The following is a 16,092-nucleotide window of genomic DNA, read 5'->3' as shown; positions in this document are numbered from 1 at the left end:
TACGGTGAATAGCTCATTCAGCTTTTCTAACTAATTGAATGGAGGGAATCCCTTTTGATCGATGTAAATAAATTCGAAAGTATGCAAATAGGTTTGGCTTCTCCAGAAAAGATCAGAAGCTGGTCTTACGGTGAAGTAAAGAAACCTGAAACGATTAACTATCGTACGTTAAAACCTGAACGTGAAGGTTTGTTCTGTGAACGTATTTTCGGTCCAACTAAAGACTGGGAATGTGCGTGTGGAAAGTATAAACGTATTCGTTATAAAGGTATCGTTTGTGACCGTTGTGGTGTAGAAGTAACTCGTTCTAAAGTTCGTCGCGAACGTATGGGACACATCGAGTTAGCAGCACCCGTTTCACATATCTGGTATTTCAAAGGTATTCCATCTCGTATGGGTCTTGTCTTAGACATGAGTCCTCGTGCTTTAGAGGAGATCATTTACTTTGCATCATATGTAGTAATTGATGCCGGCGATACTTCTTTAGAGAAAAAACAATTATTAACAGAGCGCGAATATCGCGATAAACGTGATCAATATGGTCAAGGTTTTTCTGCTGCCATGGGTGCAGAAGCTGTTAAACAATTATTGGATAATGTTGATTTAGATGGCGAAGTTGCTGGCTTAAAAGAAGATTTAAAATCAGCCCAAGGTCAAAAAAGAACTCGTGCAATCCGTCGTTTGGATATTTTAGAAGCATTCCGTGCTTCTGGAAACTTACCAAGCTGGATGGTGATGGATGTTATTCCTGTAATCCCACCTGATTTACGCCCAATGGTTCAACTAGAAGGTGGACGTTTTGCAACAAGTGATTTGAATGATTTATACCGTCGTGTAATCAACCGTAACAACCGTTTGAAACGTTTGTTAGATTTGAATGCGCCAAACATCATTGTTCAAAATGAAAAACGTATGCTGCAAGAAGCGGTTGACGCGTTGATTGATAATGGTCGTCGTGGCCGTCCAGTAACTGGACCAGGTAACCGTCCATTGAAATCTCTTTCTCATATGTTGAAAGGGAAACAAGGTCGTTTCCGTCAAAACTTACTGGGTAAACGTGTGGATTACTCTGGGCGTTCAGTTATCGTCGTAGGACCTAACTTGAAAATGTACCAATGTGGCCTTCCAAAAGAAATGGCAATTGAACTATTCAAACCATTCGTGATGCGTGAATTAGTTCAACGCGAAATCGCTACAAATATCAAAAACGCAAAACGTAAAATCGAACGCGGAGAAGATGAAGTTTGGGATATCTTGGAAGAAGTGATTCAAGAGCATCCAGTATTGCTTAACCGAGCACCTACATTACACAGACTTGGTATCCAAGCCTTTGAACCAGTGTTAGTTGAAGGCCGTGCAATCCGTCTTCACCCATTAGTCTGTGAAGCTTATAATGCCGATTTCGATGGAGACCAAATGGCTGTTCACGTTCCATTGAACGAAGAAGCACAAGCAGAAGCACGTATGTTGATGCTAGCTGCTCAAAACATTTTGAATCCAAAAGATGGTAAACCAGTTGTAACACCTTCTCAAGATATGGTCTTAGGGAACTATTACCTAACAATGGAAGAAGATAACCGTGAAGGGGAAGGCATGATCTTCCGTGACATGAATGAAGCTGTGTTGGCATGGCGTAATGGATATGTGCATTTACATTCACGTATTGGTGTTCAAACAACATTACTTGGCGACAAACCATTTACGGATTGGCAAAAAGAACGTATTTTGATCACAACTGTAGGTAAGATCATTTTTAATGAAATCATGCCTGTAGAGTTCCCTTACTTGAATGAACCAACAGATTACAACTTAACGGTGCAAACACCTGATAATTATTTTGTAGAAGCTGGTACAGATATTCCAGCGCACATTAAAGAACAAGAATTAGTCTTACCATTCAAGAAGAAAAACTTAGGTAATATCATTGCTGAAGTCTTCAAGAGATTCCATATCACTGAAACTTCTAAGATGCTTGATAGAATGAAAGACTTAGGGTATAAACATTCGACTCATGCTGGTATGACCGTTGGTATCGCTGATATCATGGTATTACATGAGAAACAAGAAATCATCGATGATGCCCACAAACAAGTAGAAAATATCACGAAACAATTCCGTCGTGGTCTGATTACAGACGACGAACGTTATGAACGTGTTATTGCTGTTTGGAACAAAGCTAAAGATGAAATCCAACAAAAACTGATCGAAAGTATGGATGCTAAAAATCCAATCTTCATGATGTCAGATTCTGGAGCCCGTGGTAACATCTCCAACTTTACTCAGCTTGCTGGTATGCGTGGATTGATGGCTGCACCGAACGGACGCATCATGGAATTGCCAATCATCTCGAACTTCCGTGAAGGACTTTCTGTCTTAGAGATGTTTATCTCTACCCATGGAGCTCGTAAAGGAATGACCGATACAGCCTTGAAGACAGCCGATTCAGGTTACTTGACTCGTCGTTTGGTTGACGTTGCCCAAGATGTTATTATTCGTGAAGACGATTGTGGAACCGACCGTGGTTTAGTGATTCAATCAATTCGTGAAGGTAATGAAATCATTGAGCCTTTAGAAGAACGTTTACTAGGACGTTACACTCGTAAATCAGTGATTCATCCTGAAACTGGCAAATTGATTATCGGCGAAGATCAACTGATTTCAGAAGATCTTGCAAGAGAAATCGTAGATGCTGGGGTTGAAACAGTAACGATTCGTTCCGTATTTACATGTAATACCAAACATGGTGTATGTAAACACTGTTACGGTCGTAACTTGGCAACTGGTTCAGGTGTTGAGGTTGGTGAAGCAGTTGGTACAATTGCCGCTCAATCAATCGGAGAACCTGGTACTCAATTAACAATGCGTACGTTCCATACAGGTGGGGTTGCCGGAGATGATATTACTCAAGGTCTACCTCGTGTCCAAGAAATCTTTGAAGCACGTAATCCTAAAGGACAAGCAGTTATCACAGAAGTTACCGGTGAAGTTATCGATATTTCTGAAGATCCTGCAACACGTCAAAAAGAAGTAACAATCAAAGGAAAAACAGATACACGTACGTATACAGTTCCTTATACAGCTCGTATGAAAGTTGCTGAAGGCGATACGATCCGTCGTGGTGAACCATTGACAGAAGGTTCGATCGATCCTAAGCAATTACTACAAGTTCGTGATGTTTTATCTGTTGAAAACTACCTATTGCGTGAAGTACAACGTGTTTACCGTATGCAAGGGGTAGAAATCGGAGATAAACATATCGAGGTAATGGTTCGTCAAATGCTTCGTAAAGTTCGTGTCATGGATCCAGGTGACACTGAAATCTTACCAGGTACATTACTAGATATCGCTGAATTTAAAGATCGTAACTATGACACATTAGTAGCTGGTGGCGTTCCTGCAACAAGCCGTCCAGTCTTGCTAGGAATCACAAAAGCATCATTAGAAACAAATAGTTTCTTATCTGCTGCGTCATTCCAAGAAACAACTCGTGTGTTAACAGATGCTGCGATTCGTGGTAAAAAAGACCCATTACTTGGTTTGAAAGAAAATGTTATCATTGGTAAGATCATTCCAGCTGGTACTGGTATGGCTCGTTACCGTAACATGGAACCAAAAGAAGTTGGCGTAGCGAGCGAAAATGTCTACAGTATCTCTGATATTGAAGCACAAATGGCTGCTGAAGATGCTTTGAATGAGTTGAATAAATAATAGCGAACAAAAAGGCTTGAAATCAATTGATTTCAAGCCTTTTTTTAATTAATGAAGTTCTGCTGCTGCTTCTTGATCTAAAATAATCGTTAAGTTTGGGTGTGTTTGTAGTAAGGAAGCGGGGACTTCATTTGTAACTGGACCAAAGAAAGCGCGTTTGATGGTAGCGGCTTTTTTCTTTCCTGTAGCAAAGAGCACAATTTCCTTTGCCTGCATCACACTTTTTGGTCCCATAGTCACGTAAAAGCCTGGACGCTCATTTTCGTCACCGCCTACCTCGCTTAACAAGATATCTTTCATATTCTCAGTAGCATCTTCACCCACATAAGAAGTTAAATCTTCAAATTTAGTTGTTCCAGGTAAGTTTCCACAATAATGACCATCTGCTCCAATACCTAATAAAATTAAGTCTAACCCACCATCTTGTTCAAGTCTTTTATCTTGTGATTTGTAGTTAGATTCATCTAATGGGTGAATCTGGTTCTCAGGAATTTCGGCTGGTTTAAAGAAGAGGTTATTGAGATTTGTCATCGTTACACCATACCCTTTTTTCTGTTTGAACGGGATTTCATCGAAGTTGTAATAATGAACATTAGCAAGATAAGATTTGTTTTTGACATCAGCAACTAAGTATTCATACATTTTAACTGGAGTTGAGCCAGCGGTTATTGCTAAGTTAACTCGTTTTTGTTGGTACATTTTTCCTAATAGGATATTTGCAGCTACACGACTCATTTTTTCATAGTTTTCTTCAATAATGATTTTCAATTTTTAAACAGCTCCTTCTTTTTGTTTAACTTATCATATGGGAACCATCCCATGTCAATGGATTTTTTAGGCAAATCAATATCATTATTTTTTTATTCGGCTTATGATAGAGAAAAAGAAGAGGTGAAGTAATCATGGAACACAATTACGAAAAAGCAATTTTTGCTGGCGGTTGTTTTTGGTGTATGGTAAAACCATTTGACACTCAACCAGGCATTATCTCTGTCGTGTCAGGATATACTGGTGGGCATGTTGAAAATCCAACCTATGAACAAGTGACAACGGGAACAACAGGTCATACGGAGGCTGTTGAAATAACCTATGACCCGACAATCATTTCATACGAAAAATTAGTGGAAACGTATTGGCAACAAACAGATCCAACAGATGCGTTAGGACAATTTGCTGATCGTGGTGACTCGTATCGACCTGTTATCTTTTATGTAAATGAATTTCAAAAAGAAATCGCAGAAAAATCGAAAGTGGCATTACAAGCAAGTGGTCATTTTACTCAGCCAATCGTTACAAAAATTGAACCTGCTAAACCTTTTTATCCAGCAGAAGACTATCACCAAGATTACTATAAAAAGCATAGTGTACACTACAATCTATATAGGGAAGGCTCTGGACGCGCTGGCTTTATTCGAAAGAACTGGAAAAATAAATAATAGGAAGAAGTGAGACGAAAGTGGTGTGTTCTTTTGTCTCCTTATTCATTTGCATAAAAATACAACAAACAGACCAAGGCTTAAAAAAGGTACAAAGGGAAGTTGACATATTTGTTTCTTTAAAGCATATTGGGAAAATAAAATAAAAAGTAATCCGCTACTACTAGCACAGAATAGTAAAAGGATAAGTGACTCACTTCCTAAAAGTGCACCCCATAAAGTTAATAGGATGATATCTCCACCGCCTACTGAACCAGGTAAAATATAATTTAATCCATGGAGACTTAAGAAAAAAATCCCACTTGTAAAAAAATAAAATGGCCAGGCTAAATAAAGGTGCCAAATACATAGTAAAATAGCTAGTGGATAAAAAATTCTAGGCTCAACGATCAAATAAAAAATATCTGTTAAAGATAAGGTCACCGCTGTAAATAAAAAACAAAGAGAGTACAATGGGTAGACAGATTTCAATGTTAAAAAAGTGCAAAGAAATCCACAAATTATTTCACTGTAAAAATAAACGAAAGATAGTTTATGCCTACAATGGCGGCATTGGAAACGTAGAAAAATAATAGAAATAACTGGAATCATTTCAAAAAATTTTAACTTCGTTTTGCAATGAGAACAATGAGACGCAGGAAATAAGATAGATTTCCCAAGGGGGATTCGTTCAGCAACTAAACAAAGAAATGAACCTACCACACTACCCAAAACAAAATAAATGATCGACATATAAAACCTCCATTCATAGTATAAATACGCAAATAGATTCTTTTTTAACTAGACAATTCTTTTTTTATTAGGAATAATGAAAGTGAGAAATGAGGCGAGAAGATGGAAAAAATAGCAATCGGTGTAGATATTGGTACGACACAAACAAAGGCTGTTGCCTTTAGGGAGGATGGGACAGTTCAGACCTCTGCTTATGTACGTTATTCACTCATCCAGGAAACAGAAGGAATGGCAGAGCAAGATGTAGAGCAGATATTTCAGGCAGTGCTTACTTGTATCGGACAAGTAGTGGCTAAAGTACAGCCGCTAGAAATTTCAGTTGTGTCTTTTTCGACTGCGATGCATGGGCTGATTGTTATGGATAAAAATCATCAGCCGCTGACAAGAGTCGTCACATGGGCGGATAATCGTGCGGAGAAATACGCAGAAGAGCTAAGAGATACTGCTTTAGGAAAAAACATTTATCAAAATACCGGATTACCAATGCACCCAATGACCCCTTTTCATAAGATTCGTTGGCTAAAAGAAGAATTTCCAGAGATTTACAAGCAAGCAGAGAAGTTTATCGGAATAAAAGAGTATGTTTTTTATCGGTTATTCGATCAATATATTACAGATATAAGTACGGCTTCGGGAACTGGTTTTTTGAATATCCATGATTTGACTTGGGATCAATCTGCTTTGACAGAGATGGGCATTACGATTGATCAATTACCATTATTAGTAAGACCAACTCACCAAGTATCTGGATTAAAAGATGAGTGGGTAGAACAGTTAGGTTTGACAGCACAAACGATTTTTGTGTTGGGCGGAGCAGATGGTCCATTATCTAATTTAGGCTTAGGGGCTGTGACGAAAGGAACAGCTACATTGACAGTTGGAACGAGTGGTGCTTTACGGTATATCGTAGGTCAGCCTCAAACTCATCCGCAGGCAGAGACTTTTTGTTGTGTATTAGATGAAACGCATTGGGTGATCGGAGGCGCAACAAGTAATGGCGCTGGAATTTTTGATTGGGCTTGTGAAAACTTATTGAAAGAAGTCCAAGCTGAAGCTCGTAAAGCTGGGGAAAATCCCTATGATGCTGTGATGGCTCTTGTGAAGGGGACACCTGCTGGGGCTAAAGGATTGCTATTTCAACCTTATTTGTTAGGGGAACGTGCACCGTTGTGGAATGCAGAAGCTACGGGCAGTTTCGTTGGTTTAAAAAGAAATCATGATGATAAATTAATGATGCGTGCAGTGATCGAAGGAATTTGTTTGAATTTGAAGCGTATTTTAATGGAACTGGAAGAGCTAGGTGGAGCAGTAAAAGAAATTCGGGCTACAGGAGGATTTGCGGATTCAGAAGTATTCAAAAATGTGATGGCAGATGTTCTAGGTCATAAGCTTTCGTTAACAGAAAGTGTAGAAGCTTCAGCATTAGGTGCTGTGATCTTAGGATGGCAAAGTCTAGGTGAAATGACTGATTTGGAAACGGCGAGTGAGCAAGTGGAAATTTATGAGATAGTCGAACCTAATAGCGAAAACAATCAAATCTATCAACAAATTTATCCGCTTTTCCTAACAACACAACAACAGTTATCCGCTAGTTACCATCAATTAGCGAAATTAAGAGCAGATCTAGAATAAATTTTTTTGACAAATAACATTGAACTTGTTTTACTAGTAGTAAGAGAACGGAGGAAAGGAAATGAAAAAGTTATGGATCACCTCGTTGCTTTTAGTCGGCCTTCTGCTGACAAGCTGTGGTTCTAGAGGTATCTCGGCAGAAGATGCGGGTGCGTTGTTTGTTGATCGTTTGGTGTATCAAAAAGAAGAGAGTAAGTTTGCCAAAGAGTTTCGTGATGGTGAACAAGTTGGTAAAGAACTAGATGAAAATAGTAAAACGTTTGAAGAAAATTTCGCTAAAGGATTGTCATCTACAGGAGCAAAAGTTCCAGAAAAACAAGCAGATCATTTAACAAACGAACTTTTACAGCAGGCAAGGGAAAAAGCAACCTATAAAATCGTTAAAATAGATGAGACAAAAACGGGTGCCACCATTTTTTATTATGTAACGGGGCTAGATTTAGTGAGTGCCATGCAGGAGATGACTCGACAACTAGTCAAAGATACATTAGCAAATCCAGAAATAGCGAAAGACGAGCAAAAAACACTGGATGCAACTTTTTCTATTCTAGAAGAACGAGTCAAAGCAATCAAAATCAAAACAGACCCAGTTGAAATGACATTGCATTTGGAGAAGGAAAAAGGAAAATGGTTTGTGCCAAAAAATCAAAAAACAGCAGTTTCTAATTTATTTATGGCATTCATTTCTGGATCAAAAGATATGAACACGATGAACAAAGAATTAGAAGAAGCATTGAATGAGGTGGCCAAAGAAATTATTGATTCATTGGATACTGTACCGATACCGAATAGTAATTAATGATTTAGTTTATAATTATTATTAAATGAGAAAAATTATAAAAATGGAGATTTTAGTGTACTTTTTCATGATTTCGTACTACAATTGTATGTAGATAAAAATTTAGGAGGATGATGTATAATGAAATTTGAACAAACTAAAGAAGTGTTGAACCAACTAGTTGCAGATTTAAGCCAGTTCTCAGTGGTAATCCACCAAACTCACTGGTATATGCGTGGCCCAGAATTCTTGACATTACACCCTAAAATGGACGAATATATGGATCAAATCAATGACCAGTTAGATGTAGTATCTGAACGTTTAATCACATTAGATGGCGCTCCTTACTCAACATTACAAGAATTTGCTGATCATACAGGTATTTCAGATGAAATCGGCACATACGAACGTACAATTCCTGAACGTATGGAAAAATTGGTGGAAGGCTACCGCTATTTAGCTGACTTATACCAAAAAGGAATCGACGTTTCTGGTGAAGAGGGCGATGATTCTACACAAGATATCTTTATTGCAAACAAAACAGACATCGAGAAAAACATTTGGATGTTGCAAGCAAAATTAGGTAAAGCACCTGGTATTGATGCAGATTCACGTGCAAAAACTCGTTAATCAAAAAAAGTTAAAAGCTTCTGAAAGATGGCACGCTATCTTTCAGAAGCTTTTTTAAATTTCTTCGCGTTCTAGTTTTCGCTTACTGCGTTCAATTGCGGATCTCACTTGATCAAATCCAGTCCCGCCATACGAATGCCGACGCTCAATAGCTGTTTTTGATGATAAGGTTTGGTAAATATCAGATTGAATCAAAGATGTAATTTCTTGATATTGATCTAATGAAACATCTTGTAAATAAATGCCTTGTTTTGTACAGTCTAAGACTAACTTTCCAACAACTTCATGAGCTTGTCTAAATGGCATCCCTTTGCTTGCTAGATAGTCTGCTAGTTCTGTTGCATTTGAAAAATCTTTTTCAGTGGACTTTTCCATGATCTCTTGATTCAGTTTCATCGTCTCTACCATGCCAGCCATGATCTCTAAACTAGTTAAAACTGTATGAGACGTATCAAACATGCCCTCTTTGTCTTCTTGAAGGTCTTTGTTGTAAGCTAGCGGCAATCCTTTTAAAACCGTTAGAAGGCTGAATAAATTGCCGTATACGCGACCCGACTTTCCTCGAATCAATTCTGCCATATCAGGATTCTTCTTCTGGGGCATGATTGAGCTGCCTGTAGAAAAAGTATCTGTTAATTCAACAAATTGAAACTCATGACTGCACCATAAAATAATTTCTTCGCAAAATCGAGAAAGGTGCATCATTAGAATGGAACTATTGCTAAGGAATTCTAAAATAAAGTCCCGATCACTCACGCCGTCTAGACTATTTTCATAGATCGAAGAAAAGCCTAGTAATTCTGCTGAATAGGCACGATCAATTGGAAAAGTTGTGCCGGCAAGAGCCGCACAGCCCAAGGGCGAAATGTCGATTCGCTTCAAACTTTCAGAAAAACGTTCTTGATCACGTGTCAACATACCGTAATAAGCCATCATATGGTGGGCAAAGGAGATTGGTTGCGCATGTTGTAAATGGGTGTAGCCAGGCATGATGGTTTCGATATTATCTTCGGCTTTGTGGACTAAAACCTGGCGGAATAAGTGGATCTTGCCAATTACTTCTTGAACGATTTCCTTTAAATAAAGATGCATGTCTGTAGCAACTTGATCATTTCTACTGCGGCCTGTATGCAATTTCCCAGCAACTGGACCGATTTCATCATGTAACAATTTTTCAATATTTAAATGAATATCTTCGTTTTCTATACTGAATGTCAGTTCACCAGCAAACAGTTTTTCTTGAATCGTCGTAAGTCCTAAACTGATTTGTTCGGCTTCATCTGCCGTTAAAATCCCTGTCTTAGCCAACATTTGTACATGAGCTAAGCTCCCGATAATATCTTGTTTGGCTAGTTTTTGATCAAAAGGAATCGATGCACCGAACGCATCAATCCATGCTTCGCTTTTTCCTTCAAAACGTCCGCCCCATAATTTTTCCATGCTACACACCTCATTTATGTATTATTATTCATTGTGATAAGAAAGAAGGTTGGGACAGAAGTGTTTCGTTCCGAAGAAATAAGAGGAGCGACTTCAGTGCCAACCATTTATTCTGATTCCTTGAAACTAAAATGAAGACGTATCGATTTCCTTATTTCGATCCGCAGACCAAAAAGAAATTCTCCTTGGATAAGTCATTTGAAATAGGTGAATCGGATAACCTTATTTACAACAATGAAAAAGTTAACTCACGTAAAGATTCAACCTAGAAAAAATAAGAGTATTACTGATTATTTTTTGTGCAGCGATGCTTGAACTTCTGCGTTGACTTTGGTTGGAAGACCCCATAATTTGATAAATCCAACAGCAGCATCTTGATCAAAGGTATCCGCAGAAGTATAAGTCGCTAAGTTTTCGTTATATAAGCTGTTTTCGGACTTACGACCTTGAACGACAGCATGGCCTTTGAATAGTTTTACTCGTACTGTGCCATTTACGTATTTTTGGGTAGATTTTAAGAAAGCAATCAAAGCGTCAGTCAACGGGTTGAACCATAATCCGTTATAAATGATTTGTGATAATTGATTTTCAATGATTGGTTTGAAATGAGCTACTTCACGAACAAAGGTCAAATCTTCCAACTCTTTATGCGCAGTCATGAGTGTAATCGCTGCTGGACATTCATAGACTTCCCGTGATTTGATCCCAACAAGGCGGTTTTCCACATGATCGATTCGACCAATGCCGTGCTTACCAGCTAAATCATTCAAGTCCAAAATTAAATCGGATAACAGCATTTCTTTTCCATTGATTGCTGTAGGAACGCCTTCAACAAAAGTTAATTCAATAATATCCGCTTCATCTGGTGCATTCTCTAAACTAGCAGTTAATTCATAAGCACCTTCTGGAGGTGTTGCCCAGGGATCTTCTAAAATGCCACATTCATTGGCACGGCCCCAAAGGTTTTGGTCGACAGAATAAGGATTGTCTAAGTCTGCGGGGACGGGTATACCTTTTTCTTTGGCATAATTGATTTCTTCTTCACGTGACCATTTCCATTCACGAACTGGGGCAATCACATTAAGCTCAGGTGCAAGGGCGTTGATCGCGACTTCAAAACGGACTTGATCATTCCCTTTTCCTGTACAGCCATGAGCGATTGTGGTTGCGCCAGTTTCATGAGCTAATTCTACTAATTTCTTAGCAATCAGCGGGCGGGATAAAGCCGATACTAGTGGATAAGATTGCTCATAAAAGGTATGACCTTGTAATGCAATCAAAGCAAATTCCTGTGCAAATTCTTCCTTAGCATCAATCGTATAAGAAGCAGAAGCACCAACTTCTAAAGCTTTATTTTTGATAAAATCCAAATCTTTCTTTTCACCGACATCTAAACAGCAAGCAATTACATCATAGCCTTCATCTGCTAACCATTTGACAGCAACAGAGGTATCTAGTCCTCCAGAATAGGCTAAAACAACTTTTTCTTTCATGAGTAACACTCCTTATTTTCTAATTGTCTTTTTTGATTGTTCTCATCATATCACTTGAAAATACAAAAATCAACACTTTTTGCAAATAAATATACATTAATAATAATATTTTAGGAATAATATGCATTTTGAATTTAAAAGATCACGTAATATACATTACGCAAATTTTGCTGTTTTATATTTTGTGAAGGAGCTTATTTTTTTCATAAGGGGAACTAGTAAGAAAAATATAGGAAAAACATTAGAAATTCATTGACTTTACTAGCGATAGAAGGTAATATGTTAAATGGTATTGTTTGCCCCACAATGAGCCCCGGAAACTCAAGTGAATGTCAAACATCGAATAGAAAATTGGAGGAAAGAATCGTGCGTACAACATATATGGCCAAATCTGGCGAAGTAGAACGTAAATGGTATGTAGTAGATGCAACAGATATCCCAATGGGACGTCTTTCAACTGTAGTTGCTTCTATCTTACGTGGAAAAAATAAACCAACATTCACACCACATGTGGATACTGGAGATTTCGTAATTGTAATTAATGCTGATAAAATCAAATTAACTGGTAACAAAGCAAGTGATAAAATTTACTACCGTCACAGCCAATACCCAGGTGGGTTGAAATCTGTTACTGCTGGTGAATTACGCGATAAAAACTCTCGTCGTTTAATCGAGACTTCTGTAAAAGGTATGCTTCCTAAAAACACTTTAGGCCGTAAACAATTTACTAAGTTAAACGTATACGGTGGAGCTGAGCATCCACATGCTGCACAACAACCAGAAGTATTAGATATTACTAACCTAATTTAAGGAGGGAAATTCATTGGCTCAAGTACAATATATCGGCACTGGCCGTCGTAAAAATGCAGTTGCCCGCGTACGTTTAGTACCTGGTACTGGTAAAATTACTGTAAACAAAAAAGATGTTGAAGAATATATTCCACACGCTGACTTGCGTGAAGTTATCAACCAACCATTTGGCGTAACAGAAACTAAAGGCGCTTATGATGTAATGGTAAACGTTAATGGTGGAGGCTACTCTGGTCAATCAGGTGCGATCCGTCACGGAATCGCTCGTGCATTATTAGAAGTAGATCCTGATTTCCGTGCTGCTTTAAAACGCGCTGGACTTCTTACTCGTGATGCCCGTATGGTAGAACGTAAAAAACCAGGTCTTAAAAAAGCCCGTAAAGCTTCACAATTCTCAAAACGTTAATTGTTGGAGTCGTTGCGAATTTATTCGCTTACGAATACAATATGGGGCGGAGATTTCGCAAGAAATTGAGTACCATTCAATTACAATGTTTCAAGACACTTTCCAAATTTTTGGAAAGTGTCTTTTTTGATTTGGTTAAGAGGTTGGTTTGTCTATATTCTTCCATGCGTTTGATTGTGTCAATTTTTGTTTGTTCATTTGTATGTCCCTAAACCTTTCTAATCCTGTTAGCAGTTTCTGCATAATCAAAAAGAAATTTAATAATTAAACCATTGATTCCTTGATTTAGTAAATCTGAAACAAATGTTTGTCTTAAGTCTTGAGAACGGATGTGAGGAACTCTCTATTTTTTATTAATTGCAAAGGTTCTTGAACGATTTTTATAGAGTAATATTTTTTCGCTATTTTTATTCTCGATCTTTTTTTAGTAAGGTATATTTTTTTATTTGTCGGGTTTACTAGCTATCCAATGATGTTATAATTATTATGACTGTTTAATTGTTAACGGTAATAATTAATAGGAGTGTGAAAAATGGGAGAAACGGTCAGTACAGATGGAAATGCAGTTGCTAAATTTGCTGCGGATATTTTAGTTGCAAAGGGAAGTATTGATTTTAAGCCAACAAATAGCATTAATACGTCTACAAGTCCGGCAACAAATGAGTTGAAAACTTTAATGACTTCTTTTCAACAAACAATTAATACCTATAAAACGTGTTTAATCACAGAGGTAAGAAATGTTCAAGCTGTACATAATGCAATTGAAGAAACGGATAAAAAAATAAAAGATAGCATATCAACAACGATGCAAGCATGAGGTGGAATAGATGGATAAAAATTTATTTAGCTTGCGTCTGAAAGTAGAGGAAGCAGAAGAAGATTTCAACAGTTTGAAAAAGAAAACTGGAGAGATTCCATTTGCTTATGAAGAGTGTCAAAAAGCAATCAACCGACAAAAAGAGATATGGGAACGTGTCCTACATTATTCTAAAGGGACAGATTCAGAAAAACAAGTCTATCAAAAATTAGATGAACTGGAAGAAAAGCAAAGAGAATTTGCAAAGGTTTTTTCTATTGCCGATGAAGAAATTGAAGACGAACTGACGGATAGAAAAGCAGTTTACGAAAAAGCTGAATTACTATATGAAGAAACTAGAAAGGAGGACTCCGATGAAAATAATGTATGAGGAACTAAGTGATGTAAAAAGTAGTATTAGTTCGGAACGTTTAAATGCTGTGGGCAGTTTTAATTCTGTGACAAGTTCAATAGATGGGTTAGCAGGGAATAGAAATTTATTAGGTGTTGGCTGGGTTTCAACTGTGAGCCATCTCCAAGCGTATCAAGAGATAGACAAAGCACTATTCAACGTTTATTATGAGATGGACAACAGTTTAAATAGCTATTTAACAGATTTTGTTGGTGAAGTTGGCAAGACAGATGAAGTATTAAACACAGACGATTTGGAAGGATTGCTTAGAGATTTACAAACTGCTCAAAATGAATATACTAATTTAATGAGTGATTTAGCTAAGTCAATGAAGAATGTTCCAGTATTGGGTGAATTTTTTAAACAACAGAGCATTGATCCTATTAAAGAAGATATTGAGATTTTACAGAAATATCAAGCTTTTGAATCTAGTCATGCCTCTCATTATTCGGAATTATCTAGTTTGATTAGTGATGTAAACACAGGATTAGTACAATTAGGCAATCTAGCAAATTTTCTTAATCCAAGAGACGGATATAGAATTGTTGACTATGGTAATCAACAATGGTTTAAAAATTTAAAAGGATATAATGATAGCCAACCAAAAAGTCGTGTTGAAACGGTGACGGAATTAGATGATGCTGGAAATGTTGTCTATGTTGTTTATACAAATGGTGTAAAAGATGAGAAGCTAACAGCACAACTAACAGAAGCGATGAAAGAAAGTTGGCTTGATCGAAGCATAGATGCGGTTGCTCAATTTTTGGATATTGTAGGGAATGTTGTTAAAACAACTTTGGGTGTGGTAACAACAATCACTGGTATAATTGGAACGATTGGCGGTTGTGCCGTTGTGACATTAGCTACAGGTGGTGTGGGAATCCTTGTGGATGGTGTGATAGTGACAGAAGGTGTAGTTGTTACGACCGCTGGTGTTACTTTAACTGTCGATGGTATTAATGGGTTAACTACGAGTAATTTTGCTTCTAAAGGAGGGGCAGGAGAGCAACGTAGTTTAAAGAAAATAGATGGAAATAAAGCTGCTAATAAACAAGCAAAAAAACAAGGATATGATGATGCTCATGATTTTAAGGAATCGTTTGTGGGTGAAAATGCAGTCTCAAAATTTGATATTTTATATGATACGGTTACAGGACAAATTCTTTTAAAATCACAGCGAGGGAATGTAATTATAGAAACTGGACATTTCTTTATAAAATAGATGGAGGAACTTATGAAATTACCAAAAATAAAAATTAGCTTGGTTGCTGATGGTAAAGATTTTAACTTAGAAAATATGACACAAAAACTAGAGATACAACCAACAAAAGTTAGAACTAAAGATGATTGGCCGGATGCAATAAAAAATAATCCTAATCTACCCGATGAATATAAACCAAGACATAATTGGTGCTATAGTAAAACGTTCGAAGAAATGTATGATTTTACTTTAGCATATCAGGAGATACTAAGTAAATTTAAACCTAAAACTAGTATTCTGAAAAAAATGGCTAATGATGAACAAATTAAATATGCTGTAGTGTTATCAATAGATTGTTATGATGGCGATTTTCCAGCAATGGTAGTAGACACACCGATGATTCATTTTCTAAGTGATATTAATGCTGAAATAAGTTTTGATATTATTACCTATGAAGAAGATTCTGAAAGTTAGCATTACTGCATGATTAAGGAATATTTTGATAGCAAAATGAAAAGAAAAGCTCATTTAGTTTATAAAATATGATATAAATAGGCATTAGATAAAAGAGAAGTTTATCTGTGTCTATTTTTATAGTTTAAAGTATGACATTTAGAT

The 16,092-nt window shown here is 37.2% G+C and carries 15 protein-coding genes; 11 read left to right on the top strand and 4 right to left on the bottom strand.

All coding sequences use genetic code 11. From position 1 onward, the window contains the following. Positions 1-54 precede the first annotated feature (54 nt). Positions 55-3,708 (top strand): DNA-directed RNA polymerase subunit beta', encoded by a 3,654-nt coding sequence (rpoC, locus tag AC4BB5_RS17550; RefSeq protein ID WP_490457340.1) that lies wholly within the window; start codon positions 55-57, stop codon positions 3,706-3,708. 48 nt (positions 3,709-3,756) lie between these two features. Here rpoC and AC4BB5_RS17545 read toward each other — a convergent pair whose 3' ends face one another. Beyond that, positions 3,757-4,476: a glucosamine-6-phosphate deaminase gene (locus AC4BB5_RS17545; RefSeq protein WP_490457339.1), complete on the bottom strand. Its 720-nt coding sequence runs from the start codon at positions 4,474-4,476 to the stop codon at positions 3,757-3,759. A gap of 134 nt (positions 4,477-4,610) precedes the next feature. Between AC4BB5_RS17545 and msrA the strand changes: the two genes are divergently transcribed. Then, positions 4,611-5,144, top strand: a complete 534-nt coding sequence (msrA, locus tag AC4BB5_RS17540) for a peptide-methionine (S)-S-oxide reductase MsrA (protein ID WP_490457338.1) — start codon at positions 4,611-4,613, stop codon at positions 5,142-5,144. Positions 5,145-5,189: 45 nt separating this feature from the next. Here the strand turns inward: msrA and AC4BB5_RS17535 are convergent, their stop codons facing one another. Then, on the bottom strand, positions 5,190-5,876 hold the full coding sequence (locus tag AC4BB5_RS17535; RefSeq protein ID WP_490457337.1) for a prepilin peptidase: 687 nt from the start codon (positions 5,874-5,876) through the stop codon (positions 5,190-5,192). 102 nt (positions 5,877-5,978) lie between these two features. Between AC4BB5_RS17535 and AC4BB5_RS17530 the strand changes: the two genes are divergently transcribed. The 3 genes from AC4BB5_RS17530 to AC4BB5_RS17520 all read left to right on the top strand — a co-directional run bounded on the left by AC4BB5_RS17530 (position 5,979) and on the right by AC4BB5_RS17520 (position 8,916). Beyond that, on the top strand, positions 5,979-7,508 hold the full coding sequence (locus AC4BB5_RS17530; protein ID WP_490457336.1) for a gluconokinase: 1,530 nt from the start codon (positions 5,979-5,981) through the stop codon (positions 7,506-7,508). A 61-nt stretch (positions 7,509-7,569) separates the two neighbouring features. Then, positions 7,570-8,307 carry a DUF5105 domain-containing protein gene (locus AC4BB5_RS17525; RefSeq protein ID WP_490457335.1) on the top strand — a complete coding sequence of 246 codons (738 nt, stop codon included), beginning with the start codon at positions 7,570-7,572 and terminating at the stop codon, positions 8,305-8,307. A 120-nt stretch (positions 8,308-8,427) separates the two neighbouring features. Next, complete coding sequence (locus AC4BB5_RS17520; RefSeq protein ID WP_490457334.1) at positions 8,428-8,916, top strand: Dps family protein; 489 nt, start codon at positions 8,428-8,430, stop codon at positions 8,914-8,916. A 54-nt stretch (positions 8,917-8,970) separates the two neighbouring features. Here AC4BB5_RS17520 and argH read toward each other — a convergent pair whose 3' ends face one another. Beyond that, on the bottom strand, positions 8,971-10,356 hold the full coding sequence (gene argH / locus AC4BB5_RS17515) for an argininosuccinate lyase (protein WP_490457333.1): 1,386 nt from the start codon (positions 10,354-10,356) through the stop codon (positions 8,971-8,973). 290 nt (positions 10,357-10,646) lie between these two features. Continuing rightward, positions 10,647-11,849 carry an argininosuccinate synthase gene (locus tag AC4BB5_RS17510; RefSeq protein WP_490457332.1) on the bottom strand — a complete coding sequence of 401 codons (1,203 nt, stop codon included), beginning with the start codon at positions 11,847-11,849 and terminating at the stop codon, positions 10,647-10,649. 363 nt (positions 11,850-12,212) lie between these two features. Between AC4BB5_RS17510 and rplM the strand changes: the two genes are divergently transcribed. The 6 genes from rplM (at position 12,213) to AC4BB5_RS17480 (ending at position 15,948) form a co-directional block, all read left to right on the top strand. Then, positions 12,213-12,659: a 50S ribosomal protein L13 gene (gene rplM / locus AC4BB5_RS17505; protein ID WP_303393681.1), complete on the top strand. Its 447-nt coding sequence runs from the start codon at positions 12,213-12,215 to the stop codon at positions 12,657-12,659. A 13-nt stretch (positions 12,660-12,672) separates the two neighbouring features. Then, positions 12,673-13,065 carry a 30S ribosomal protein S9 gene (gene rpsI, locus AC4BB5_RS17500; RefSeq protein WP_010762225.1) on the top strand — a complete coding sequence of 131 codons (393 nt, stop codon included), beginning with the start codon at positions 12,673-12,675 and terminating at the stop codon, positions 13,063-13,065. 532 nt (positions 13,066-13,597) lie between these two features. Continuing rightward, on the top strand, positions 13,598-13,882 hold the full coding sequence (locus AC4BB5_RS17495; protein ID WP_490457331.1) for a hypothetical protein: 285 nt from the start codon (positions 13,598-13,600) through the stop codon (positions 13,880-13,882). 10 nt (positions 13,883-13,892) lie between these two features. Then, positions 13,893-14,252: a hypothetical protein gene (locus tag AC4BB5_RS17490; RefSeq protein WP_490457330.1), complete on the top strand. Its 360-nt coding sequence runs from the start codon at positions 13,893-13,895 to the stop codon at positions 14,250-14,252. Beyond that, a complete protein-coding gene (locus AC4BB5_RS17485; RefSeq protein ID WP_490457329.1) occupies positions 14,236-15,495 on the top strand; it encodes a T7SS effector LXG polymorphic toxin in 1,260 nt (419 codons plus the stop codon). Before AC4BB5_RS17490 ends, AC4BB5_RS17485 begins: the two co-directional genes overlap by 17 nt. Positions 15,496-15,507: 12 nt before the next feature. Then, positions 15,508-15,948, top strand: a complete 441-nt coding sequence (locus tag AC4BB5_RS17480; RefSeq protein WP_206837766.1) for a DUF4279 domain-containing protein — start codon at positions 15,508-15,510, stop codon at positions 15,946-15,948. The last annotated feature ends 144 nt before the right edge of the window (positions 15,949-16,092 follow it).

The organism is Enterococcus sp. AMC1252, from assembly GCF_058216515.1.
Note: the sequence above shows the minus strand (reverse complement) of the source record. Positions and strands in the feature narration are given on the sequence as shown.

Excerpts from the sequence above, each read along its gene's own strand:
- msrA (WP_490457338.1), top strand. The coding sequence starts at position 4,611 with ATGGAACACAATTACGAAAAAGCAATTTTTGCTGGCGGTTGTTTTTGG.
- AC4BB5_RS17525 (WP_490457335.1), top strand. The coding sequence starts at position 7,570 with ATGAAAAAGTTATGGATCACCTCGTTGCTTTTAGTCGGCCTTCTGCTG.
- AC4BB5_RS17495 (WP_490457331.1), top strand. The coding sequence starts at position 13,598 with ATGGGAGAAACGGTCAGTACAGATGGAAATGCAGTTGCTAAATTTGCT.
- AC4BB5_RS17510 (WP_490457332.1), bottom strand. The coding sequence starts at position 11,849 with ATGAAAGAAAAAGTTGTTTTAGCCTATTCTGGAGGACTAGATACCTCT.
- AC4BB5_RS17480 (WP_206837766.1), top strand. The coding sequence starts at position 15,508 with ATGAAATTACCAAAAATAAAAATTAGCTTGGTTGCTGATGGTAAAGAT.
- AC4BB5_RS17520 (WP_490457334.1), top strand. The coding sequence starts at position 8,428 with ATGAAATTTGAACAAACTAAAGAAGTGTTGAACCAACTAGTTGCAGAT.
- AC4BB5_RS17490 (WP_490457330.1), top strand. The coding sequence starts at position 13,893 with ATGGATAAAAATTTATTTAGCTTGCGTCTGAAAGTAGAGGAAGCAGAA.
- AC4BB5_RS17535 (WP_490457337.1), bottom strand. The coding sequence starts at position 5,876 with ATGTCGATCATTTATTTTGTTTTGGGTAGTGTGGTAGGTTCATTTCTT.
- argH (WP_490457333.1), bottom strand. The coding sequence starts at position 10,356 with ATGGAAAAATTATGGGGCGGACGTTTTGAAGGAAAAAGCGAAGCATGG.
- AC4BB5_RS17530 (WP_490457336.1), top strand. The coding sequence starts at position 5,979 with ATGGAAAAAATAGCAATCGGTGTAGATATTGGTACGACACAAACAAAG.
- AC4BB5_RS17485 (WP_490457329.1), top strand. The coding sequence starts at position 14,236 with ATGAAAATAATGTATGAGGAACTAAGTGATGTAAAAAGTAGTATTAGT.